This window comes from Candidatus Tumulicola sp. (assembly GCA_036490475.1).
In the GTDB taxonomy this organism is placed as follows: Bacteria; Vulcanimicrobiota; Vulcanimicrobiia; order Vulcanimicrobiales; family Vulcanimicrobiaceae; genus Tumulicola.
Map to the genome: position 1 here is coordinate 732,233 of DASXDT010000006.1, position 25,534 is coordinate 757,766.

The following is a 25,534-nucleotide window of genomic DNA, read 5'->3' on the forward strand; positions in this document are numbered from 1 at the left end:
TTACGCCGTTCGTCACTCGGGCCGTATCTCGCCAGTCGCTCGAGCTAGAGCGCAACTTCGATCGCAAAAACGTAGTTCAAGGTCTGGCAGCGGGTTCTGATTTCGGATTCCTGCGAGCCGGGTCATTTTGGATCAATGGAGTTCCGTGCAGCGCATTTCCGCCGTACGACGTTCGGAACTTTACAATTGACGTTTCGGAAGCGACTACAGGGCTGTACGCTGCTTATCAAAAGATAGGCCAACGCCATCTGATCCCACCATTCGCTCGATACGTGCCTTTTGTCCACACGTATTTCCTTGCTCTCAAGACGACCTCTCCATCGCTGACCGTTCTCATTCCGTGCAGCGAGATTTCCGTTTCTATTATTCTGGGATATCGGGCAAGCTAGGAACCGCGATATTGGACGGTACGCATCTAACCGAACGATGGAAAGTCGTCAACGAAAGCGCTTGCTCGTGGCCAGATCAGGCCGGCAAAGCGGTACTTCGGCGAGGACCGTATGTCAACGACGACGATGTGATCGACGTCGCTCGATTAACATTTTCTCCGTATGCTCGAGCCCAAGCCGAATTCATCTGCACCAGTCTGCCGAATCCGCATGGAGGAGCGTGCATTCGAATGCACTGCTGGCAATTCGCGACGGCCGTCGCATCCGCTATCCTCGCTGGCAGTTCGATGAAACGTCTGCCAATGGCGTCGTCACCGGCCTGGACATTGTCTTGGCGGCGATGGATGCATCGACATTCCGAAAAGCTGCTTGGCTCATCAAGCCCAATAGGCACCTTGATGATCTCGCGCCTATTGAAGCGCTGCGCCTGGGTTTACTCGCGCGCGTTTACGCCGAAGCCAAAACGGTAGCGAGTAGCTGACGAAGGTAAAGCGCTCTTTGGCAGCTAGTGGAGCAGTAAAAAATCCCATGTTCCTCATTGCTCGAAGCCCTTAGAAAGCCTAGTTTCGATTCAAACCTACGGCCCAAGAGTGTATCCAAGGCTTTCCCGAGGCTTTCGCGATATAGTACGTCCTCGAGAGACGCTGGTCCCAACAGCTTCGAGAGTCGAAACCTGATGATCGCTCGATTCTCGCGGCTGCAAGCCGACGTTGCCGCCGTGCATGTTGATTGCGTAGCCAAGCCAGCGTTCTAGAAATCGGCCGCGCCATACGCCAAACCGATGTCGTGCTCGTTTGTAGGCGGACAGGTCAGCAAGTAGATCCCGCGCATACTGGGGAGCGCCGTTGTCAAATCGAAGCGAATGCGACATTTGCGAAGACTGCACATATCTGTTACGGTCGTCCTCATCTGTCACGGGTTGTAGAATTTGCTGCATGATGTAGCGAGGTTGCATCCCATTGTCGCCGGCGCGATTGGTGCGACAGGTTTGGTCGGAGTGGTAACCCTGTTGCGTCGCGTTTCACCTGAACTTCGGCTTGCCTTGGATGACCGGATGGCCGAATTCGTCAACTTCGCCATGGAGTTTTTAGCGTTTCGCGACCAATCTGAGGCGGCGTTTCGAAGCGCTTATCCGCCAGCGCCCGACGCCGCGCATTTGTCTGACTTAGAGCGTACCGCGATTTTGCGGCGTTTCGTGCTTTCCACGGCGAGTGGGCAACGTCAAGTGAGTCCCTCGGCGCACGGGATCTGGAAAATGCTTCCTGACCTCGGTGTACCACAGCGTGAGCAGCTCATTCGTTCCGAGTTACGCACGCGGTAGGTCCGAACAGTAAATCCACCGAGCCAGCGTTCAAGAGATGTCAGGCCCGGGTGCAGTCGAGCTTCGGGCGATGAACGCGTTGCGCGGGGTCAGTTCGAACCTAAGCTTTTCATATGCGCAATGCGAAGCAAGTAACCAAGCGCATGAACGTCTGTACCACTAGATCAGGCTAGTGAGCTAGTATTGAAACCCCGGGGAAGTTTGCGGGGACCTATCGACGTAAAGTGTGCTGAATTTAGGAGAACTCCATGAAAGCATCCCTTGTCGGTTTCGGTTACCAATGTTGTGTTATCGCCGCGCTAGGGGTGGCGCTTGCCGGTTGCAGTGAGCAGCAATCCTCGGCGATAAGCTCCTCCATTCCTTCCAACGTTCGACCGCTCACGGACGCTTCTACGCAGGTCGATATCAGCAACAGTTGGACAGCGTCCATTGCTGGGACGACCTCCGCGTCGTCATGCTGGACGATCTCGTCGCTTCCGATTGTCGGCGCCGGCGATACTGCGGGTCCCGTGACAATCACGTATAACGCGTCGACCTTCTGCGGCATTCCCGCGTCAGCCGGCATATCGTACAGCCCGGCGGCTTCGACCGGCCCGCGCTGCACGTTTAATGTCGTGTTTGACGTAAACTTCTCGTTCTCTGTCACCCAAGGCACTGGGACGAACTGCAGCATCAAGTATCCGCCGACGATCAGCGCGATATTTGACTACAGCCAATTAACGCCTACTCGAGTTCGATCGAGCCATCCAATTTCGAACTAAGACCATCGAAGGGGCGTGGCTCAACGTCGTCGCGCTCCTTCCACCTTTTTCGAAGTCACGTATTGCAACAACCGAGTCGCACATCGCCCCCGCCTTTCTTTCAATCGTTTTGCGGCTTTACCAACAGGGCGATGTCAACTGATCGAACCCGCGTTATGCACGAAAGGGCTCCGGAACGGCTCGACGCTCGTGCATGCGTCGAACGACGTGTGATCTTAACAATCACTTAGCTTCGCTTGCGCGTCGTACTTTGCGCGAACAAGCCACTAGCGATGGAGGAATCATGAGCGCCGCGATAACTGAGGATGCCAACGAAGCAATAGCGGTCATCGTCGTGCATGGCGTCATGCCACATCCCAGGTATGAGATTCAAGACTTTGCGGCAAGCAACTTGCTGAAGGAGCTTCAGGTAGATCCCTATTGGGGCCAAGGTCGAACGTGGAAATCGAGCGTGTATAATCGCCCGGATCCGAAGGTCGAGAAGTCATACATGCCCAAGCCAACGATATCTCGAGTGCAGACAGTTGGCATAGACGCTGAGCCGACTCCGTATTTTGACGTCATAGAATCGTACTGGAGTCCCCTTGATAAAGGTAAGACGTCTTTTATTTCCGTCGCTGCCTGGTTGCTACGATCAGTTTTCGTCCCTTTGAACACCAGCGCGCATTATGCTGCCCGGTTTTGGAAAACGGTTTACGATTTCGGTCTCATCTTCTCAGGCATCATCGCGGTCGTCGCATTTCTTTTGGGGGCGCTACTCGCCACCGTCGCTACTATGACGCGTCTTGTTGCGTTAGCTGGACGCTGCGAAACCGGCTCCTCGGCCAGCACTTGGATCGTACGGCTCCGTCAGGGTTCATTGCCATACTCCTGGAATGTGCTGCTTCACAAAAACTCGCTACCGCTCTTCTGGAACGCGCTGCTTCATCAGGGACCCGTGCCGAGCTCTTGGGACCTCCTGCTGAGTCCCGCAACCCGGTCGAACGTCCAACACGCGGCGCCGTGCGCTGTCGCGAGTGCCTGGAGCGTTCTTCTGAACCCAACGACTCTAGAGAGCATTTTCTCCCCGTGGACGTTAGGCATCATTGCCGCCGGAGTGGTTGGAGCATTTCTTGTTGCGCAAGTCTGCAAAGCCGTCGTGACGGTGGTATCGCAGGATAAGCAATTGCGCCGTTACGGCGAACAGCGCTACGAACGCTGGGCATTCATCGTGCTCGCGCTCGCGGGCGGTCTCGCTTTACTATTCGTGACTGCCGTTTTGCCGATCAAACCTGGCGAACCGGCGGGTGGATTAGTGCCGGTGTACTTCGTGCTGGCGGCAATGTTGTTCGTTGGCGGCCGCACCATCGCGAAGTCTTGGATTGTCAATTTTTTTGGCGATGTGCAGATCTACACGACTCGTAACGAAAATCTCGACTTTTTCGCGATGCGCGAAGCGATATTGGAACGCGTTACGAAGACCATCGTTTCCGCATGTAAGCATGCCGGGCCTGATGGAACATCGTACGACCGGGTGTACGTGTTGGCCCATAGCCTAGGTTCGACGATCGCGATGGACGCGCTCATCCGATTTTTCGACCTGTGCGAGCAGGCTCCTGATTTGAGCCAAGCGATGAGGCGCCTTCGCGGCTTCGTGACGTTCGGATCGCCGCTCGAGAAGACGAAGTTCTTTTTTGATGTTAACGATCCGAGCCCGTCATTGGCTCTCGACCAGTGGAATAGCGATCTTTACGGCACGCTATTCACGCCAGATGCGCGCGAACTGACAAGATCGAATGAGGATGCGCAGGGAATATTCTGGTTGAACGATTGGTACTTCTTGGACGCTGTCAGCAATAAGATAAACTCGTACCGATCGTTTACCCGTGCTGGCGCTGGACTTGCCCAAGGCCCGGCCGCTCGGACCGATGCGCTGAATGCAGCGAGGGGAGGGCCAAAGAATTCCGCAGTGGTCGCGCCGGTGGTGGCGATGAATCAAATCGGGTCAAAGGGCTTCGTCTTTCCTGAAATTATTCCGCATAGCGAGTATTTGAGTGATCCTTGGTTCTGGGAAAGTAGCGGCACACACCTGGGCGTGCTTGATGTTCTGACGGGTCAATACGCCGCTACACAGAACAGGCTCGATGCAATCCCGCCACCGCAATATCGAACCTTCAAGAGTGCGCGCTATTCCGTTGTTGAAGCCAAGGAGGCTGCGCGTTATCCCGAGCATTACAAGATCTACTAGAGTGCGCTCGTATGCGGAAAGCATGCTGCCTTGATAGGAAGTGCCGCGCGCTTGAGCCTCGCCGTTCCAGTCAATTGTGGGTCTATCGTATTCATGGACACCTGGCCATCCGGAGCGGTCGTTCCGCCTAGGTCGTTGATCGACGATGAGAGGCGAGTTAAGTGTCACCGTCGCGCTCCAAAGCTCAGGGTATTTCGCTCGACATTGGTGCCTGACGCCGTCGCGGTCGTAGCGTAGAATGATGAAAATCGCTGGACGGCAACCGTGGGTGCGTTTGGGGGGCAAAGGCGCTCGCAACGAGCGCGACATAGCCCCCAGGTCATCAGACGTGATAGGGCTAATAACCGCGAACCTGCCTCGAATGCTCTACAAAAAAAGGGAGGGCTAAAGTCAAATGACCTTTCAGTCGCTGCTGAACTTACCAAATGGAGCGCGGTTCTACAAGTGCGCACTCCAGGTGAATCCGTACCATTATGTTCAGAGCGAACAGAAGCCGACGCCGTTTGAAAACGAGACAGATTACAATCGGGCTATGGTTGAGGCTATGGCGGCCGCAGGCATCGCGGCGATCGCAGTAACGGACCATCAAAATGTAAAGTCTTCCATCACTCTGTCGAATGCGGCTCGGGAAGCCGGCATCCACGCCTTTAACGGTTTTGAGCTTGAGTCTAAAGATGGAATTCATTTTCTAGCCCTGTTTGACGCAAGCAAAGACATCAATGTTCTTGATCGTATTCTCGGCAGCTGTGGCATCGTCGATGGCGACCGAGCTCGCAACAATCCGTGCGATCTTGAATCACATGCATTATTATCGACTATTCGACAGCACGAAGGGGTTGCTATTGCCCCGCATGCCATCATGAAGAAAGGTTTATTATACGCCGGTGGCCGTAGCCGAGCCGCGCTTTGGAGAGATACGAATCTCGAGGCCGTCGGCATACACTGCCCAGTTGTAGATATAGACGCCAAATACCGGGACATAATCAGCAATGTAGACCCCGCGTATGACCGACCGCGGCCCGTCGCGATTTTGCACTGCAATGATGTCTGGTCGCCGGAGCAGTTCAAACTACCCGAATCGACGAGCCTGATAAAAATGTCTGCATTTTCGCTTGCCGCATTACGTCAGGCATTCCTAGATCCTGAATCCAGGGTTCTACTGAGCAGCGACGTTCCCCCGGAGCGAGAATGGAACTCATCGGTATAGAATGGATAGGAGGTTTTCTTGACGGCGTCCGGCTCCATCTCAACGATGCGATGAATGTTCTAATCGGAGGTCGAGGGAGCGGGAAGTCCACGGTCATCGAGAGTATCCGCTATGCACTGGATCTTCAGCCCTTAAGCGAAGATGCTAAGAAGGTCGCGAGCAATGTTCAACGCTACGTTCTTGGAAATGGAGCGAAGGTGACGCTTTACCTGAAGACACACACGCCGTCACCAAAAGTGTTCACGATAGAAAGAACCGTACCGGAACCACCTATTGTGCGTGACGATTCGGGTAAGACGCTAGACGTAAAACCTAGCGCGGTATTCGAAGGCATTCAGGTCTATGGACAGCACGAGATTGGAGAGATCGCAAAGTCGGGTAGTCAGATGACTGATCTGCTGAGACGATTCGTAGAGAAAGACGAGAATCTAGCCGTCTCTCGCATCAATTCGCAAAAGCAATTGGAAAGCAATAGGAACGCGATAGTTGGACTTTCTTCCCGCATCGATACTCTAACGGAACGTCTCTCGGCACTGCCCGCTCTCGAACTTAAGATCGAAAGATTCGAGGAAATGAACGTTCAGTCTAAACTTCACGCCAAAACACGTCTCGTCCAAGAAGAAGCAACAATAAAACGAGCAAAGAAGCTCATCGAGCCGATAATGCAAATGCAGCGTGACCTGAAGTCTCGATTGCCCTTAGATTCCGGGTTTGTCAATCAGACAGCACGCGAACAGGGCGGTCTTGATGCGGGACTAGAAGAAGTTGAAGCTACGTTGCTCGACCTTTCTTCGAGCTTGGTTACACTAGCAGAGGGCATCGGTAGTGTTCTAAGCGCTGCTGACGCTCGACTCGAATTGGCGGCGGCGCAATGGAAGTTGCGATCAGAAGCAAATGCGGAGGAATATGCTGCGATCCTTCGGGATTTGCAAGAGGACAACATTGATGGAACCGATTACATCGCGCTGCAGGCCAAGTTGCAAGAGCTTAGGCCGCTCAACGCCGAGTTGGCTGCGACTAAATCGCTGCTGCAGAAGTCCCAGGAAGACCGACGCGAGTTACTCGCTCAGTGGGATGATGTCCAACGACAACAGTTTGCGCTGTACGACAGCGCTGCTAAACGTCTCTCTAAGCGGTTGAACGGTCGACTGTGGGTTAGGGTGCTGTTTCAGGCCGACAAGGCGCCGCTTATCCGTCGGATTGAAAAACTTGGCGGTCGAACGAAGGAAACCAAGGAAGTGATCGGCTCCGACCAATTTTCGCTAAGGGAGTTCTCGCGAAGTGTACTGGATGGGCGGAGCGCTATTCGGGAGCGATATCCAAACATTTCTGAAGCGCAGGCCGAAAAACTGGGGTCTGCTGATCTGTCCTTCAAGCTAGAACTACAGGAGATCGAATCGTCTCACAACACCGAAGTTCTCCTCAACGTAGGGCCGCCGCAAGGAAGCGTTCAATGGCGCTTGATTGATCATCTCTCGACTGGTCAGCGCGCTACCGCTGTACTGCTACTTTTGCTAATAGGGACAAACGCTCCGCTCGTCATCGACCAGCCAGAAGATGATTTAGACAACGCGTTTATCAGCGAGTCCATCGTCCGAGAGCTACGGCTGTCCAAGAAAAGCCGTCAGTTTGTATTTGCCACGCACAACGCAAATATTCCAGTTTTGGCGGATGCCGAACTCATAGCAGGCTTATTTCCTGAAGGAGAAGCGGGCTCTGGACACGCGGCGATACCGATAGAGACAGTTGGTTCGATTGACTTGCCCAGCGTTCGTGATTTGGTCGGACAGGTCTTGGAAGGGGGGCGTGACGCATTCGACACGCGCCGAGTTAAATACGGATATTGAGTAGGGTCCGACCGCATTCCCGGCAAGTCCACGAACTCGACTGGTAACCCACGTATTAATTGGCGATTCATGGATAGTCATCGCTCAGCGAAAAGGACGAGAGCCACAAGAAACTCTTCGCCTCGATTCGTTCGAAGTTATAAGGGCAGGCTACAATGGAGACGGTACCGTACGTAGATTCATGACAAAGCTTGAGTCAGGTAAGGCCGATCTTTACGAACGCTTGAGGTTGGATGTCACTGCGAGTGGCGGGTCCATGCTGCTGCTATCACCGGTAGACGAGTGGCCACAAGTGTTCTCTGTTTCACTGGGAAGCACATCAGCAAGCGTACGCGTTTATATTTGGCATCTCACGCATGACCTTGCTCGTGGCGACTATAAGTTTCAACTTACCGGCGTTTCAGGTAATCAATTCGTATTCGAAAGTGGCGTCCGCACGATAGTCCTTGGATATTACGAACCGTTGCGGGTTTACCTGGCTGCCGACGCGAATCATCGCAGAGGCAAATTTGGTCGATCGCCTGCGATTCAAACCCGCCAGAGTCTACTTGATAGTGCGAATGCGGACGGTTTTTGCGCGTTTACAAAGGCTCGCACGAGCGAGAGCGCGATCGTTCTGAGGCGGGATGTTATGGCGTCGTACTTAGTGGAAGCGCACTCCATCCATGCGGTCGTTGCCGGAACAAATGGCGTACAACAACTGAACGCGATGACTGCCCTAGTGGGAAACCCGTCATCAGTCATTCTGAAGCCTCGCGCAAAAGCGGCGACTACGGTGGTTCGTTCCATACGGAGTTTCGACTTCAGTAACCGAATCATGATTGCGTACCAACACGCGTGCTGCGTCTGCGATATTCAGATGGACCTTCTGGATGCCGCTCACATTGTGCCCGTCGGGGCTCCGCTCGGAAGCGACGACACTCGCAACGGTTTGGCGCTTTGTACGCTGCACCATAAAGCTTACGATGCTGGTTTGCTCGGGATAAAGCCGGACTATTCTATTGAAATAAGCAGTAACCAAAGCTCGTACCTTCATGGAATTGCGCGATCGGGGGGGCTCGACATGTTCAAGGCAAACTTGCGGTCGTCCATTGCGCTTCCGTACAACAAAGCGGACCGTCCTGACCCATCTTGCCTTCAACTTGGACTCGGATCGCGAAACTGGAAGCAATGAAGCTGTTTCTCCTGCGCGTTTTAGGTGATAGCCCTCGCGGCCCAAGAGCGGAGGCCGTCGCAAATGCCCTCGAATGTCGTTATTGTCGGTGAGAGCATTGATAGAGGTTTCGGTGACTCTGATTCGACGGACCACACTGCAATGAGGGATCGCCCGATCAGTTCCTCGACGCTCTGTCGCTTCTCGTAAGCCCGAGCGTACAGTATAACTTGCGCAGTCGCACCTCGAACGCGGTCCCTCCAGTCGTCGTCCTCAAAGTATTTCGCTTCTCCTATTGCTACGACAAGATTAGAACGTCGGTCAAAGACTACAACGTCTGGTCGATCATAGCCGGTCGAGATGCCGTATTCGCGGAGGATATCAAACTCGCGCTGTTCCCAGTCGGTCAGCGTCGGCGGTGCAAAATCGGGTCCGGCTTGCTGCCAACGCACCGCGTACGGGCCGACCTCAATTATGGCGTCTGCAGTCCCTGGCAAGATGTTTTTCAAGGAGAGATCAGTATCGATACGCTCGGCTATTGCGCCCGCCATTGCAAGCGCAAGAGCTAGTTCAAACTGCCGCCAACGTTCCATGGGGCCGATCAATGCATCGGCAAGCAGATCGCGGATTGCGTCTTCGCCAAGGCGCTCGATTGCACGAAGATGGTCATAGGCCAGGGCTGCCTTACGATACAGTTGTCGACGTGAAGAGCGCGCGGCACGAATGTCGCCAGGACTGGGTATCGTCGCTACGTCGGCCAACGGTAGGAGATGTCGCACGGTTTCTAATAGCCGGAGTCGCTCCATCGTTAGTGTAAAGTACGTGCCGGCGGTCGGGAGAATAAAACGGAATCGCCGCGCCAACTGTACAGCGTATTTAAGGGTCCATAAAAGTACGCGATTCGGCCCAGTATAAGTCGATCGATAGGGTTCGTCGCAAACAAACATTCCATCGTCACCAGTTCGTGCCTGTAACACTAGCGTCTGCGTGGCGCGTACTGAGCCGCGAATGCCTCCTCGATTGACTAGGGTTTCTGAGTGAAGCACGGTCCCTACTTCGTGCTTGTTGTGTGCGAGGTGAAGGCAAAGATCATATACTGGTTTCGATATCGACCATTGTAGTAATAGTAGGTCGCGGTCCGATTCGTGGACGGTCGGATTCGTAACATTTTGTGGAGAACCGTTCCGGAAATACCTCAGGAGAATGCGAGTTAAATAACTCGCTAAAGGGTCACTCACAACCCGATGGAAATCATCTGTTGTTTGAACCGGCTGGCGGTGCCCGGCTCAAGGTCTAATTGTTCGATCACTGCATCAGCCACCTTGCGAATCTCATCCTGCAAGATTCCATCGAGCATTGGCATGACATTTATCATGAATGCGTCCAGGTAACTTTGCGACGTTCCGGTGTCAGGTGCCGCAGAAAAATCGAAATTAGCGTCTACGACCAGGCAGTGATTTATGATGTCGATAAACGGTGCTGAGCCAATCGGGCGAATGGAATTTACTGATTGCAAGATCGTTCCTAGAGGAAGATTCCCGCCGGTCAATGTTTTATTTTTGCGCTTCGTTATAAATTCAAACAAGAATCCATTGAGATCGATCGGCACGTCGATGAAAATCCAAGCGAAGCGACGACTCAATGCGTAGCTCATCTGGTAGAGCGAGGCCTTGTCGATCGTGTTAATCGTAGCAAGAATCCGCCACTCGGGTCCCGGAGAATACTTTGGTTCCGCGTACCCAGGCTGAAAGGTCCCGAAGATTTGGTATTGTTCCGAGTCCCTATTCGCAACGTCGACGCGATAAGGAAGAGTTGTTGTGTGGCCCGAGAGCACAGTGAACATTGGGCCAAGCACTTTATCGATATCGCAACGATTCAACTCATCAATGATGATTGGGCGATCGAAGGAGCGTAGCATGATGCCGGGGATGAAAGAGATTTTTCCGTCGCCGATTGGTTGATATCCGCCGATGAGATCCTGCGAGGTCCAGTCTGCCGAGCCTGTTACGAGTGTAAATCCGTTCGAGCTGACCTGCGCGGCAATCTCCGAGGCGAGTTGTGTTTTCCCTGTGCCAGGAGGCCCGTACAGCATCAGGTGGCGCTTCCCCGATTTAATGGCGGCTTCAACTTGACGATAGACGGCCTCGTCAATTCCTATCAGAGTCGAACTTTTCGCGATGGTGTGTAGTAGCAGCGGCTCGGCCGCCTTCGAAGCGTTATATTCTACCAGTGCTGTCCGGCTCGCTTCAACCGCTGCGGCCAATGATGCCGGATCGTCGGCTTGGTAGACGGGAACAGTACTCATTCTTCGTTCTTCTCTTCGCCGGCCGGTGTCGTTACCACAGGAGTAATGTTAATCAACTGTGTTAGAGCCTTCGTCGCGTCGCCGTATGTCAACTGTCCGCTATCGACCTTCCAGACGTCGCTATCGGGGGTAAGTTCAAAAAGCGACGCGGTGACATAGGGCTGCGCGACGGCGCGACCGTCAATGGTGCTTTCGAGGCGACCGGTTCTCGGGTCGAAATCAATTGTGGCGCCCGAGCTTCCGCGTTCGACGAAAAGCGCCAATCCAGGAAAGACAAACGCGAGTCCCCACTCCCAGTACGGGTGAGCCTCGAATCGAACGCTACTTGCCGCGGATTCTATCCGCACCACAGGGATAATGCGGCACAAAACGCCTTGCAGCGGACTTTTAGTGTTGTAGGTGCCTGTTAGGCGTTTGGCATGCGTTGCATTTGGTAGAACGGCTTTCCAGGATCCGCTACTCGCGTTAAAATGAAAGTGCACGAGCCATGCGAGCGGCTTACCATCGACGCCATCCGGTTTCCAATTGCCAGTCATTGTGCTGATTTCGGGAAGCTGCTCGCGCGTCTTCTTCGAGCCTGCCTGGCTAATCTGCCGGTCAGAAATGTCGTTGAGCAAGGCAGTTAGCGCAGCTCCGACCTTTTTCCGTGCTGCTGCTACGGACTCCACATCTGGCAAAAGACAGCACCTCCTTCGACGGCGCCTTCGCCGGGAAGAAGCGAGAAACTAGCCACTCAGGCGAAGGTTGGTGTCGATCGAACGAGCCGACTCACACCAGCGCTCTCTTGAGTTTCACAATGTTCTTCAGCAACATATCGCTGAGGCCGCCGAGCGCCACCGTCGGCCGGCAACGGCTCGTCTCTGCCAGAATCTAACGGGAGAGCGCAGGGTTGATGGATCGCGTACTTGACCGGCGTCGGTCGCTCCGGTGTGCCGTCGCTGAGGAACCGGCCACGCGCACCCTCCAAATATGTTTGCTCGAGTTCGCAGCAGAGCCAGCGGCGCTTTAGAGTTTCCGCAACCTCGCCGGTTACACACGAACCGGCGAATGGATCTAACACGGTGTCCCCCGGATCGGTTAGCATTCGGATGAAGTATTCAGGGAGCGCTGCGGGATAGCGTGCGGGGTGAGGCTGGATGCCGTGTTGCTTGCAATATGCCTGATAACGACCGTTAGATTCGGTGTTTGCTACTGCGAGTAAGTTCGGCGGAACAGATCCGGCATTTCGTTTCGAAAAGTTCTCGGAAATGTCGTGCCCGGACGGACGCAATTTCGCCTTATAACCGTTTTTCAAGAGGTATTCCATGGCTTCGGAGTACGGAGCAAGAACGCGCTTATTGCTTGCTTTCGGCCACGGCGTTTTGCTCAACCACCAAACGGTATTGATCGCATCCTTGACGCGTACGCGACGGATGTTCACCCACTCCGCAGGCGTGGGAAGTTTGGCCGGGTTCCACCAGTAGTGCTCCTGACACAAATGAAAGCCGTACTCTCTGCAGAGCATGATCAACAATTCGAAGTGATAGAGCGATCTGGCGGGGATACCGGGCTTCCACGATCCGCCAATATCTATGACCAAGCTTCCTTTTGGAGCAAGTACTCGGTTAAAGCCTTCAGCAAATGGGCGGAACCATTGCAAGTATGCATCCGCGTCCTCATTCCCATACGATTTTTTTCGCACCAAGCCGAATGGGGGCGAGGTCATAATTAAGTTCACAGAATTCGGGGCGAGCGTGTGATGCATCAACCCCAGTGAATCACCCAGGTACATAGTCCCGCTCGGTGTGTGGTGGAACTGACGCGGCCGCCCGTAACGGGAATCGGCTTTTTTCCTTTGCGCATTTTCTGCTGACATACTCTGCCTGTACGCGACGTGAAGGTAACGCACGTACTGGCTGAGTGACTCGAACCCCAAGGTTCGATACTCGGCTTCCATTTGGGAGCGCTCAGTTGACGTTAGGCGGACGTTGGCGATCGAGATCCTAGGGGCGGGGGACTTCGGTCTGCCCATTGTTCTCCTAGCAGGCTTCGGCTGAAACGAGTATAGCTCAGGGTTTCTTGTATTACAAGAACCCCTCTGGGAGGAATCAACCCAGTGTGGCTCGTTGCTAGAGGGCCATGAAGAGCAGCTTGACCTACCGGGACGCAGAACATGAGGGAAGAGCCTCCGCGCTCCGCAACCGAATAGAGACAGCCGGCTTGACGATTGCGGAATTTCGTCGGCGAGCCGGCTTCTCTCGAAATATTGCCTACGCCATTTCCAAGGGGCGCGAGATGACACCAGATGAGCGAAAGCGAGCCGACAAGGCCCTGGAGGGCGGCAAGGCCCCAAACTAGCCGAGTCGTAGGTGGTTCGGAACGTCCTGAGCGCTCCAGGAGCACCAGGTGTCCCGAGTCCGACCGCTGGTTCTAGTTGCGGGTCTACAATGAAGTCGCGCTGAGGGCCAGAGCTACCGAAAGACATGCGCAGGAGAACTCATTCTGCTCGTCTGCATCGCAATAGGTCTGGCGATCGAAACCATTCAATGAGGACAGGCCACCTACGTTCCATACCGGAGCGGGAATGTGCGAGACTCAGTTCGCAAGTAATTAGAAAGTTGCGTTCGACCTGGACTGCGACGAAGCTTCGGAGCCAACCCACAGGTGCGTGCCAGCAGATTAGGCGCTCATCGTCGGCTTCTCAGGAAGATCCTGACAACGGCTTGCTCGCCAGCGTGGCCCGTGTGTTGCACTCTACAATCTGACCGGCTGTGACGAGGTGCGCTGATCACGGGAGGTCGAAGCGGCCTGAGCGCAACGCCCGCGCTTCGCTAGTGGATCGCCACGTCGGGGCGCAGAAGGCACATGAATGCTCTGCGGAACCCGCCTTGTTTTTGCTGTAGTGACCGTGGATCTCAGCGAGATACTACGCTGGTTATCAATCGTTTGAGGTCGACATTCCGATCGGGATCTTTGCGGCCCTAATACTTAAGGGACATACCCTATCCCGAGGAAACGACGATATGCTTTGCATCTTCTGTATTCAAGAGCGACCAGCACGTTCCGGTGCTGGCGAACACCCTATCCCGCTTTCTGTCGGAGGTTCGTGGGCTATTGATCGCGTGTGTGAAAAGTGCGATAACGAGTTCGGTTACACACACGATGCGCTGCTGACAAGGGTGACAAGCGTAGCTGCGCGGAGAGCCCAACTTGGCCTTGCCGGCAATTCCGGCCGAGTTCCAGTTAATCCGAGTGAAGTGCTGCCTCGCCATCCAGTCAGTGTCGTCGACGCGCCGTATCACAAAATGATATTGCGTCGGGATGTCGCCGGCAAGATCAAGGCAAGATCAATTCCGAACATCGAATTCGATATATCGGATGGAGACGGCGAGGGAGTGCTGGTCGCCATACGGCCTGAAACCTTCGTGATCGACGTGATTCCCGAAATTGAAGCGGTAGAACTTATCACGCGACGACTAACGCGCGCTCTGGAAGAGCGGGGCTTCCAATTTAATAACGAAATTATCGAAGCGGCCGCTGAAAAGCTATTTAGCCAAGTCTCCGTCTTCGAGCGACCGATTACGGTGCGTGTGGAGCGCAAGACCGTGAATAGGGGCTTCGCAGCGTCGCTGTTCAAGGCCGCATACGAGGCCGCATGGTACTGGCTCGGCGACGATTGGCTATCCGACCCCGAAGCAGATCGCATGCGGCGTCACTTGAGAGGGGACGAATCGATTCTTATAAGGGGCGCTATTCAGGCAGGAGAGATTCGTCCAGTTCGTGTCGCACCTGCCACACGATCTGCGGCCCACGTAATTTACTTAGTAAATGCCGTTGCCTGCTTTACGGTCGAGCTTCAGCTTTTTGATATCTTTAGCATCGGCGTACTTGTCACGAATGAGCCGGGCCGCTACACGGTCCGGAAGTTCTCGGCAATTATTATGGACGCGGTCGGCGGCACTTTTCGAGAACTCGCGTCGAATGAGCTTTTCTAAACCGTAGGTTTGCGATCTGATCGAAGCCTACTCGGAGCATATATCATCGACGACATCGGTAGTTTCTAAGCTCCTGTATATGAGTCGGTGTTGAGGATGCGAGATCAACCTTCTGTTCATTGTCGTGCTGGAGTATGCGGTGTACGCCCGTGCAACTCAAGAAGCAGACCAACGCCCATGTCGATTTGAGCGTATCGGATGCTAGCCTCGTTCGTTCCGAGGTTGTATCCCTTTACGTTTATGTTTTACCACGGAAAGAGTTCGTTATCGGTTCATCCCGATTGAAAAAAGACTTCGGAAGTGAGACCCCGATCTGTTCAGATCAATCCGTCGCTCATCACCTTGACGACCAAAGCCTCTCTAGAGTTGACGCCAAGTTTCTTATAGACAGCCTTCAAGTGATTCAGGACGGTATTGCGACTAATATTAAGGTGCGCGGCTATCAAATCTGTTGACAAACCTCGACATACGAGTTGTACAACCTGGTTCTGCATCTTAGGAAGCTCGATTTTCTTTGATCCGACAGCAGAAGACGAAGCAATCAACGTCTTCAACAGCCACGAGTGACCATAGTTTTCTAGCTTATCTTCGGCCAAATGTAACCATCTTGCTTTATCGGTCGCTCTGTATAAGGCTATCGCAGCGCGAGCCGCTCGAACATCGTAACTGATGCGGTCGAACGTCGACCAAGCTGACCGCAGATGCTCTTGGGCTTTTGGAATGTCACCTGCGCTTGCGCTCACGACACCTGATGCATAGGCCACCATTGCTGTTAAGCGTTCATCGAATGCCAGGTGTTGAAGATGGCTACGCAATCGGCCCAACTCATTAAATCGAGCCAAATAGTAGGGCGCGCGTTTTGGTGCTTGTGATGCGGCAAGCTCTGCGAGTAGCAGCAAGGCGACTCGCTCCTCTCCCGAAGTTTGTTGCCATTCGATAGAATCGGCAAGCTCTTCTGCGGCGCTAAACTCATTTGCAGCCCAGCGCTCCTCGCCAACGATGGATGCAAAATAGGCCCTATCACAAAATAGAACGACTTGCCAGACAGGATGCGGTGCAATATGACCTGCCAGGCGAAGATAGCGTAGGCAACTGAGTTCGTCCCCGCTGAGAGCCTGGCACCACGCTACACCCTTGAGGGCTTGAAATCGATATGTTTTGAAGTCTTCGGGCCATGCGAATGCAGAATCGATCTCGCTCTTCGCGCGGCGAGCCAAACTCGGGACAGGAAGCTCACGAGCAAGAACGGATAACGTGTATGTAGCGACGCAATAGTCTTCAACAAAATTCTCTCGTTTTTCCCCAATCAGATCCAGTACGCGGACTAGACTGAGTGCCTGGTCTTTGTACGCTTCTGTGCGAGCGAAAATATAGGACTGCAGGTGCTCGCTGCGAACTTTACCGACTAAGCTTCGATCAACCAGGCTTTCTCGTTGCCATTCCTGCGCGGACTCAATGTCGCGCTGTGCGAGGTAGCGCCTTGTCAAATGGGCTGCGAGCTCTGCCCTTATCGCGCCAGTCTTCATTGCAGCCTTCGCATCAGCGAAGTATTTGTCAGCTTCGGCGAAGTCGCCCAAGCGCGTGTAACTTGTCCCTAAATACAATGCTCGCCGGGCAATTTGAATCTCGCTTGGATTGACCAGCTTTGACCTGAGCAGGAAGGACGTCAGCTTTTCATTATCCGTTTTGAGGAAGAGGCGAGCCCGTAGCAGTATGGCGTCTACCTCCGGGCGCTGCCCTTCTCGAATAGCGTCATCATAGTATTGCGCCGATGCCCTAAAGCGCCCCCGCTGGAAATGCTCCTTCATTTGAGAGAACCAGTCGCCATTGGCGATCTTCCTGCCCGTGCGCGCCATCCAAACAGAGATTAGGACGGCGGGCGCATAGTCCCGCCATCCTTTCGCGGCGATCAGACCTTGCGATGCGATTTCGTGTGGTGGGGCTCTACCATATGTGTTCTCGTGGCTCTTCTCAGAGAGGTGGCGTTGGCTGTTCCGATCTTTGTCGATGGGCCAGCCACGTCGCGGGTTGTAGCGCGGGCCGAACCGTCACCGGTCATGGCGCCGCCCGAATCGTCACCGGTCATCGCTCCGCCCGAATCGTTTTGATGGGCAGCACTCGGGTGGGCCGAGGGTAGAACGCCTTGAGACGCGCAACCCGAAATAGAGAAAGCTAGCAACGCCAAAAGCGCCGCCTTACTAAGCGTCTTCACAGGAGCAACCTTTCGCAGGTCATAGCCTGACCTGACTAGTAGATGGTTCCGACCTGTTCTAGCTAGTTTCTCTTAGGCCTGGGTGGTTTGAGCAGGCCCGTAGGGCCGCACAGGCGCGCCCTAGTCTTGGTAAAAAGGCGCCTCAGCCGTTCAAAGTGCAGAGTTTTGACGGTGCGCGCTTCGGCGCGTCAAGAAGCTGATAAATTGCGATCCGTGGAGGTGCGCCGACCAAGTAACCTCTGCGGTCTTGACGATGCCACTAAACGGCAGAGGCCGGTAGGGAAGTCACAACTTACACGACGAGACCGATGGCCCGGGCCGAATCCGGTTCGTTGCGTCGGGTTCCATTAGTAGTCTGAATTGTCGGCGAAGTACCTTAGCTGCGGCAATATCCGGGAGCGGTCGGTGCTGGTTGGCTTATCGGTGAAGGGCTTACATCGTCAAATCACAATTTGGCTGAGCGCCCGATTCACGGCGGAAAGCGAGTTACGGTTCCCTCGTATTCAAAGAACGCAAGAATGCTTGTCGACTGCGGCCCATCAGGAGGAGCCAGTCTAGATCAAGCTAAGACCACTTTCGCTGTAGGAGAAGATCAGATGGGTTACACACCTGGGGACAAAGCCTGGAAGTCGGGCGCGATTTACTGTAAGCAACACCCGGACGTGAAAGCTCACGTAGAGAAAGACAAGGCTTTTCCCCCGACGCACACTGCTGACTGCCAGTGGGAATACGCACGATAAAAATTCCAAACCGAGTCTCGTGGATCACCTGGCTGAGCCTGATCCCCGTAGAGGAACAAAGCGCGACTCTTTGCTCGCCTTTCAGGCACCATAGAACCGACACGAGTTCTCGTTAAAACTGCATGGTTCGGAAGCCGTTCTTAGCAGTTAAATTCTTACAACTCATCCACGATGCTCCTAGAGCGAAACATCGTGAGGATGTAGAACGCTGCGAAGAAGCCGAAGCTGCGACTGCTCCCGGTACATCTTAAATCGGTAGTTACACGCATTCGATAAGGGAGGGCAATAATGGACTTTGTGCCGTTTGACGATTCGACGCATCCAGACTTGATGCGCTATCAGAACGATATCCAGTACGCCGCCGCGCAGGCGAAGATACCATCATGCTTCCTCGCCACGATCGTATGGCGCGAGACTGGCGGCCAAAATATTTTCCAGACTGGGAAATCGCGTGGTCCGGGTTGCGGTGTTGGCCTCGCTCAGATAACGAGCGATGTGATTTGGGACAACTCGGAAGATCCGACCTATGGAAAATATCGTCTCATGGTGCCGAGCGATAACCTTTATGTGGCCGCCAACTACTTTATTGTGAGCGATCTCAGGAACGCACAACTCGCTCAGATCAACGATTCAAAGGCGTTTAACCAATCGTGCCGCGGTCAACTGGCGTTTGCGGCAGCGTGTGCGTACAACGCAGGATGGCATGCTGTAGAATTGGCGTTGACTGGCGGAACAGACGCAGATATCACCACGACTCACGGTTATGGGGCAGACGTCCTAAGTAAGTATATCGAGCTTTGCAATAATTCCCACAAATGAGTTGCGTTGACGTACCCACCCGGGTTGGTGCGGCGTTTAACGTAATGTTTCGAAGGAGTAAGGTCGAGAGCCCGTTCAACTGTAACCTTGAAGTGGTCAGCAATCAGGATTGTTCGACCAGCACAACGCGAGGATCGGATTTCGGCTTGATCGCGTCGCGCGATTACTGATTTCCGTGAGCGCAATTTCGTACTTCCTCCCCGCTACTCGCGGATCATCTCATCAAGGTTGTTCCTCGGCGCTAAAAGACCACTCACACGCCACGAAAGTGAGCGAAGCAACGTTGCATAATTCAAACAGCGAGGGCCTTTCTAAGGTCCCTTAGCGCTCGATCAAGTTGTGGAAGTGAGTCCGACCGTGGTTGTGCACGAGCTTGTAGAAGCATTCAGTGCACAGCTAGTTGCGGCGATCGCGGGCGTTACAAATACGAGGGACGTTCGGACTTGGGAAGACGGGGACACGCCCGCACAACTGGATTCGCTGCGTGCGGCGCTGGAAGCCACGCGGACTTATCATTATGACCTCCACGTCCGCCACGGCGCGCGCCTGCTTCATACGGTAACGCTGCCGCGCTTCAGGATAAAATCATAAGATGCGCGTCTCACGTCAGGGCTGCGTTGGCTGAGGACCAACATCGAATAAAAAGGAGTCATGGGCGGTTAATATTTTTGGCGGCGGAACATTCTCCATGCTAAACGAAGGGGAAAGGCGCCAAGCTGGCGCGATATTTCGACCGGCAAGTTCTTCTTAGGAGGCATTATGCGTATTACGAAGCTTGTTGGTCTTGCTCTCGCCACGATTGGGGTTTCTGGCTGCGGCACGGCCGGTTCATCGACACCAACGTTTGTGCCAAAAGCATTGAAAACAGCCGATTACAAACGCAGTTCATGGATGGAGCATGCAGCTTCCGGAAAGGATTTGCTGTATATCGCTGATCCGGATATAGGCGGCCTCACTGTCTATTCGTACGAACCGCCGAACTATGCTCGTCGGAGTCTTAGCTACCCCGCGCAATGCCGAAGGCGTGTGCGTTGACGCTGCGCAAGACGTATTCGCGCCCGCTGAGGCGGGTGAAGGCCACGGTGCTGTGGTTGAATATGCGCATGGCGGGACGACGCCGATCGCAATCCTCGGCGGCATACCAGGCACCGTTGAGAATTGCGCAGTGGATCAATCGGCAGGAACGCTTGCGGTGCCGGCCATCCCCCCAGCGGTGACGTATCAACAACCTACTCCGCAAGTCGCATTCTTCAAGAACGCGAAGGGAACGCCGTCGCTTATCTCCTTACCGAAAGGATATGCGCTTCTAACGTATTGTGCCTACGACAGCAGCGGCAAATTCCTTGTATCAACCTATGTGGGGGCGCAGTCGGGTGACAAGTTCGCATCGCTCGAGTTACCCAAGGGAACAAAGCAATTCGTCCCCATTACGCTCAAACAAGCGTTCACGAGTCCATTTTCAGGTGGAATCGTTTGGGACGGTAAGTATCTCGACATCGCGGACCCTTCTCAAGATATCATCTATCAGTTTGCGATCTCCGGAAACGCTGGTACACTGAAAGCGAAGGTTACGTTGGAGAAGTCGTACGATATTACCGGCTTCTTTATTGACGATGGGAGATTGATCGCGCCAGCGTTTAGTACGCCGGCTGACGGGCCTTCGGGAACTGGAATTGTTAACATCTACGACTATCCAGCAGGCGGGAAGAAGGTCGGTGCAATTACAGGCGTCGAGTACCCCGCTGGGCTTGTCGTGAGTCGCGCGCTAAGTGGCAAGAAGCGCTTGAAGTGAAGTGCGCATAGGCAGCTAGAACCGCGCTTCAGTTCGAGAAGATTGGCGGTGTGTTAAAAAAATCGACAAAAAGGAGAGGACGTCCGTGTCAGATTTTGCCTTGCGTGAGATCCATGACCTTATGAATCGCCGAGCGACATCGCCGCACGAAAAGCAAATCCTGTGGTATGTTTGCGCTTTATTCCCGGCGCTAGCGTATGAGCACATTCCCCAAAACGAAATTGATCACCAAAGGCGTGTTAAATTCGTTCCTTGTGATTCTTATCAGAGGCTCGCAGCAAAGGGTTCCGCCGTAGACGTGGCCACGATCTTTCAAAGTATCGACATCGACCTGCCCGCGCCATTTGTGGTTGTTAGCCAGGGAGTAATCGCCGTCGGAACGCTCGTGAGAAGCGAGTTGTTCATCGCGTTCCGCGGAACGGAACACACATTTGCCGACTGGTCGACCAACCTTTTTTGTTGCCTTAGGCTGGCGACCGCGTACCGCCCTTGTTCCCCGTCCTTTGCGTTTAGTTCTGCGCATGGCCGAGTCCACGCGGGCTTCGGTCGCGGGGCGATGCGCATCAGTGGAGGTATCTGCAAGGAAATATTGCAGCGATATGGCGGGCGGAAGATAGATCACATTTTCTTTACCGGCCATTCTTTGGGCGGCGCGGTTGCGGCCATCGTCGGGCGGTTTATGGATTTTGCGCCTGACGGGTAGCCATGAGTTATGCCACTGATAGGTGGATGGGTAGCAAGTTTAGTTTGGGTCGGTCAGCCTAACTGGGTCCGTGGCCCACAAATTGGCCCACCTACCTGCGGCGACGGGTCACAACAGGAGACTACACGCCGACCGGATTTCTCTTTAGAGGGTCTGTTTTCGTCGTCGCCCGTAGTCACGGGTTGTCCTGGTATATCGCTTTCGATTTCCGTTGGGATCACCGAGTAGCATCTTACTATAAGCGTTCGTACGAGATTGGCACTCCGTTCATCCTATTTCGATAGAACAGGCCGATGCATGCGCATGACGACGGAAGGCTGGTCCGTCGACACGAGGCCGGCCGACTTCGTCGTAGCAACACTCCAAAACTCGCCGGCGAGTCGGGGGCGATCTCGTAAGATTTACCTAATTCCCAAACCTTTATGACGACTCCGAACCGGGCTGGACGGTCGACATTTATTCCCCAAGCAGCTAGCTAGCAAGCAAGCGACTCTTTTCAAGCTTAGTATCCTTGCTAGCTTTTAATTGGCTATTGTTCTTTTCAAGCGCCGGGGATAATGTTAAACTCTACCTACAAGACTAAAACTGAGGAGCATCTAAATGCGTCTCTTATTCGGATCGGCTGCGGCAGTTGCCGCGATAACCCTCTGCTCATGCGCTGCCTCGAGTGACGTCACAACTTCGAACCCCACGACTCATGAGGCGGCGGTCAAGTCACTTCGTCACGCTACTTTCAGCCAACTGTTAGTTGTGGCGAGCCAAGGCAACAAGTCGATCTTATCGTTCGGCATCCCGACGACGAGTACGGCCCAGTCGCCGTACCAAGATATACATGGGTCAAGCACGGACATAACCACAACGCTAACTTCAGTGTCAGTTGGACCTTCCGGGCACATTTTTTCAAGCAACTTCGGAGACTCCGGTTTACGGTTGTACAAGTACGCGACTGGCGCCAGCGGAAATGTTTCTCCTCAGGCGACCCCTGATGCCGAAGGATTCCCCCTTGGCGTAGCTGTTGATTCCGGTGGCAATATTTGGAATGGCTGGTACGCGCCGTCAGAATACGATTCGATATCCGTCCAGTCGAGCAGTTTTGCTTACATAAAAACAATTGGTGGAGCGCATACAGGCCTAGTTGGACCTTACAGCCTGGCTTTTGATGCTTCCGGCAACGTGTACGTCGCGAATGATTATCCCTATCCTTCCACCGTCTCCGGCAACGTAGAAGAGTTCGCATCTAGCGCTACGGGCAACGCTTACCCCAGTAAAGTTATATCGGGATCGCACACTCTTATTGTTCAACCAACAGAAGTTTGGGTCGACCAGAGCACCACCGGGATGGGAAGACTTCTGGTGTCCGATTATGACGGGAACGTGTTAGTATTCGGCAGTACCGCATCGGGCAATGCGACTCCAGTCCAAGATATCACTAGCGTCGCGCATCCGACGGGCGTTACTACAGACAGCTCAGGAAATATTTACGTATCAGTGCCAAACGATAACTCGATACGCGTATTCTCACCCGGAGCAACCGGAAACGCTACGCCGACAACAGTTATAAAAGGATCCTCGACGAACATTAGCAACCCGAAACAACTTTACATGGCTCCCTTCTGAACGGTTAACCGCTTTCGACGCCTTATAGGCGTGCGCCGAAGAGGTGCCGACAGTTTGCCGGCTTGATGACCTAGAAGACGCTCCCGGAAGTGCGTTTCCGAAAGCGTCTTTCTAGGCCACCGTTAGATTGTGTCCCGGCTGGTGATCTATGAACACAACTGTGCTGCATGGGCGTTTTGAGTATGTCCTGGAATGGACCGAGATCACGGTGGAGTTTCCCAAGCGCAAAACTTAAGAAGACCCAACATGCCCGAAGTCACTTGACGGAGCATGTCGCCGTCCTTAAATGCGATGCGCATCTCACTTGACGAACTCACTCGCCGACATGGTGCATGCAAACGACGTTCGTATTGGCAAGTCGAACCACAATACCGCTAAAAAGCGTTTTCCTAATCAACATCTCGCACGCGGTTAGAAACCAATCTTCGACTTGCACGGTAAGTCAAACTTCTGACCTGAGTGCTTCCTCAGCTCGTCGAAGTGCACAAACAACCGATTAGTCATAAGCTAACCCTATTTACTAGCGCCTGATTGGCTATTGTCCTTTTCAACCTTGAGCGATACCATTGACATACTTGCCGAAATAAGTTAGGAGCCCTTAAAATGCGTATCTTTCTTGCGTCAACCGCAGTTGTTGTGGCATCAACTCTGTGCGCTTGCGCCGCCTCCAATGGTTTCGCAAATTCGAATCCCTCGACTCAAGGAGCAGCAACGAAGTCACTTCGCCACGCTACTTTCGGCCAACTATTAGTCGTGGCTAGCCAGGGTAATAAATCGATCTTGTCTTTCGGCATCCCGACGACGAGTACGGCCCAGTCGCCATACCAAGATATACATGGTTCAAGCACGGACATAACCGCCGCACTAAAGTCAGTGTCAGTCGGACCGTCCGGGCACATCTTCTCGAGTAACTTCAGCGACCCGCATATTCGGTTGTACAAGTACGCAACGGGCGCAACCGGAAATGTGGCGCCGCAAGCGACTCCTGGCTCTGAAGGACTTCCACTCGGTGTAGCTGTTGATTCTAGCGGCGACATTTGGAACGGCTGGTACGCGCCCTCCGAAGACACTTCGATAACCGTTCGGTCTAGCGGCTTTACATACATAAGAACGATCGGCGGATCCCACACCGGCCTATTTGGACCCGACAGCCTAGCTTTTGACGCCTCAGGCAATGTGTACGTTGCGAATGATAACGCTTATCCCTCTACTAATCCCGGCAACGTGGAAGAGTTCGCATCTAGCGCTACGGGCAACGCTTATCCCAGTAAGGTTATATCGGGCCCCCACACTCTTATTGTTCAACCAACCGAAGTGTGGATCGACCAGAGCACGTCCGGGATGGGAAGACTTCTTGTATCCGACTATGGTGGGAACGTGCTAGTCTTCAACAGCACCGCTTCGGGCAATGCGACTCCAGTCCAAGATATTACTAGCGTCGCGCATCCGACGGGCGTTGCTACAGACAGCTCGGGAAATATTTACGTATCAGTGCCGAACGACGACTCGATACGCATATTCTCACCCGGAGCAACCGGAAACGCCACGCCGACAGCGGTCATAAAAGGATCCACGACGAACATCAGCAACCCAAAGCAGCTTTATATGGCTCCGTTCTAACGGCCAACGTACTCCGCGCCGACGTGCTCGACCGTTCGATGCCTCTGAGGGACTACGTCGACGGTTACCAGGATGTTGCCTTGAGACGCTCTCGTAACTCACTTCCGAGAGCGTCTTGAAATTCGAGAAAAGGCTTCGTCCTTACCTCGTCGCAAGTGCCTAGGAGCCGCATCCCGGCGCGACCGTTTATTGCGTCTTAGGTACGTCTAGGCCCATTGCCGATAGGGACGCGCGGCAGCTTCTAAATATTTTAACGGAAGGGTATCTCAACGCGTCAGAGTTTCTTGGGCCATGGTGCTGTCTCCAAGAGCAGCATTCAATTCGGGAAGGTTTTTGATGCGACTAACGATCGAGCGATGCTCGTATTGTCGCTTGAGTAGTTCGAACAGCCGTTGCTGATACGCTTTGCGACGATATTGTTTGGCTTTACATTTGGAGTGGCCGCCAACGTCGATGTCGTGTAAAGCTTCGCAAAAATGCTAAGGATGGTTCCCCTAGCCTCCAGGATCCCTTATGAGACGTTCTCCTGGTTCGTTGGCGTCTCGCGTCCAGCAATGCGGTAAAACCTATGATCGCTCTTTCGCGGTGTACATAGTGAATACGTAGATCCTATGAACGAGCGCTCGCGCAAAGTGGTCGAGTAGACGCCACCTTCGACCCGCGGACCGCGCAGCTACAAGGATGGTTAGCCCGCACCTCAAGAGCCGGAATAACACATCGCGACTTGAAGTAACTCGTCTGACAATCACCACCGAACATCGGCCGAGAAAGAGGTGGCCATGCCGTCGTATTTGGTTCGTGTGGAGCTTCATTGAGCTCCGGCCGCACCTTATACGCAACTTCACGC

The 25,534-nt window shown here is 53.8% G+C and carries 17 protein-coding genes; 11 read left to right on the forward strand and 6 right to left on the reverse strand.

Features of this window, described 5'->3' with window-relative positions; all coding sequences use genetic code 11:
* Positions 1–609: 609 nt before the first annotated feature.
* On the forward strand, positions 610–870 hold the full coding sequence (locus VGF98_10965) for a hypothetical protein (protein ID HEY1682148.1): 261 nt from the start codon (positions 610–612) through the stop codon (positions 868–870).
* Between the two features lie 468 nt (positions 871–1,338).
* A complete protein-coding gene (locus tag VGF98_10970; protein HEY1682149.1) occupies positions 1,339–1,710 on the forward strand; it encodes a hypothetical protein in 372 nt (123 codons plus the stop codon).
* Between the two features lie 274 nt (positions 1,711–1,984).
* Here VGF98_10970 and VGF98_10975 read toward each other — a convergent pair whose 3' ends face one another.
* Positions 1,985–2,383 carry a hypothetical protein gene (locus VGF98_10975; protein ID HEY1682150.1) on the reverse strand — a complete coding sequence of 133 codons (399 nt, stop codon included), beginning with the start codon at positions 2,381–2,383 and terminating at the stop codon, positions 1,985–1,987.
* Positions 2,384–2,754: 371 nt separating this feature from the next.
* Here VGF98_10975 and VGF98_10980 point away from each other — a divergent pair, with 371 nt between their 5' ends.
* The 4 genes from VGF98_10980 to VGF98_10995 all read left to right on the forward strand — a co-directional run bounded on the left by VGF98_10980 (position 2,755) and on the right by VGF98_10995 (position 8,926).
* Positions 2,755–4,698 (forward strand): hypothetical protein, encoded by a 1,944-nt coding sequence (locus VGF98_10980; protein HEY1682151.1) that lies wholly within the window; start codon positions 2,755–2,757, stop codon positions 4,696–4,698.
* Between the two features lie 394 nt (positions 4,699–5,092).
* Entirely contained in the window at positions 5,093–5,905 is an 813-nt protein-coding gene (locus VGF98_10985) for a PHP domain-containing protein (protein HEY1682152.1), read from the forward strand.
* Positions 5,887–7,752, forward strand: coding sequence for an AAA family ATPase (locus tag VGF98_10990; protein ID HEY1682153.1), 1,866 nt, complete (start codon positions 5,887–5,889; stop codon positions 7,750–7,752). Before VGF98_10985 ends, VGF98_10990 begins: the two co-directional genes overlap by 19 nt.
* A 181-nt stretch (positions 7,753–7,933) precedes the next feature.
* Positions 7,934–8,926, forward strand: coding sequence for an HNH endonuclease (locus VGF98_10995; protein ID HEY1682154.1), 993 nt, complete (start codon positions 7,934–7,936; stop codon positions 8,924–8,926).
* A 20-nt stretch (positions 8,927–8,946) separates the two neighbouring features.
* Here VGF98_10995 and VGF98_11000 read toward each other — a convergent pair whose 3' ends face one another.
* The 4 genes from VGF98_11000 to VGF98_11015 all read right to left on the reverse strand — a co-directional run bounded on the left by VGF98_11000 (position 8,947) and on the right by VGF98_11015 (position 13,065).
* A complete protein-coding gene (locus tag VGF98_11000; protein HEY1682155.1) occupies positions 8,947–9,666 on the reverse strand; it encodes a hypothetical protein in 720 nt (239 codons plus the stop codon).
* Between the two features lie 473 nt (positions 9,667–10,139).
* A complete protein-coding gene (locus tag VGF98_11005; protein HEY1682156.1) occupies positions 10,140–11,210 on the reverse strand; it encodes an AAA family ATPase in 1,071 nt (356 codons plus the stop codon).
* The gene (locus VGF98_11010) at positions 11,207–11,746 is read right to left on the reverse strand and encodes a hypothetical protein (GenBank protein HEY1682157.1); all 540 of its coding nucleotides are present in this window, start codon (positions 11,744–11,746) and stop codon (positions 11,207–11,209) included. The genes VGF98_11005 and VGF98_11010 overlap by 4 nt, the downstream gene beginning before the upstream one ends.
* 197 nt (positions 11,747–11,943) lie before the next feature.
* The gene (locus VGF98_11015; GenBank protein ID HEY1682158.1) at positions 11,944–13,065 is read right to left on the reverse strand and encodes a site-specific DNA-methyltransferase; all 1,122 of its coding nucleotides are present in this window, start codon (positions 13,063–13,065) and stop codon (positions 11,944–11,946) included.
* A gap of 1,147 nt (positions 13,066–14,212) precedes the next feature.
* Here VGF98_11015 and VGF98_11020 point away from each other — a divergent pair.
* Positions 14,213–15,184, forward strand: a complete 972-nt coding sequence (locus VGF98_11020; protein HEY1682159.1) for an HNH endonuclease — start codon at positions 14,213–14,215, stop codon at positions 15,182–15,184.
* Positions 15,185–15,501: 317 nt separating this feature from the next.
* On the opposite strand, the gene VGF98_11025 is transcribed toward VGF98_11020, so the two are convergent.
* A complete protein-coding gene (locus tag VGF98_11025; GenBank protein ID HEY1682160.1) occupies positions 15,502–17,040 on the reverse strand; it encodes a helix-turn-helix transcriptional regulator in 1,539 nt (512 codons plus the stop codon).
* A 1,384-nt stretch (positions 17,041–18,424) separates the two neighbouring features.
* Here VGF98_11025 and VGF98_11030 point away from each other — a divergent pair.
* From VGF98_11030 to VGF98_11045, 4 genes are all read left to right on the forward strand, one after another.
* A complete protein-coding gene (locus VGF98_11030) occupies positions 18,425–18,955 on the forward strand; it encodes a hypothetical protein (protein HEY1682161.1) in 531 nt (176 codons plus the stop codon).
* A gap of 982 nt (positions 18,956–19,937) precedes the next feature.
* Positions 19,938–20,747 (forward strand): hypothetical protein, encoded by an 810-nt coding sequence (locus tag VGF98_11035; protein HEY1682162.1) that lies wholly within the window; start codon positions 19,938–19,940, stop codon positions 20,745–20,747.
* Positions 20,748–20,832: 85 nt separating this feature from the next.
* A complete protein-coding gene (locus tag VGF98_11040) occupies positions 20,833–21,450 on the forward strand; it encodes a hypothetical protein (GenBank protein HEY1682163.1) in 618 nt (205 codons plus the stop codon).
* A 930-nt stretch (positions 21,451–22,380) separates the two neighbouring features.
* Positions 22,381–23,067, forward strand: coding sequence for a hypothetical protein (locus tag VGF98_11045; GenBank protein ID HEY1682164.1), 687 nt, complete (start codon positions 22,381–22,383; stop codon positions 23,065–23,067).
* Positions 23,068–25,534: the final 2,467 nt, after the last annotated feature.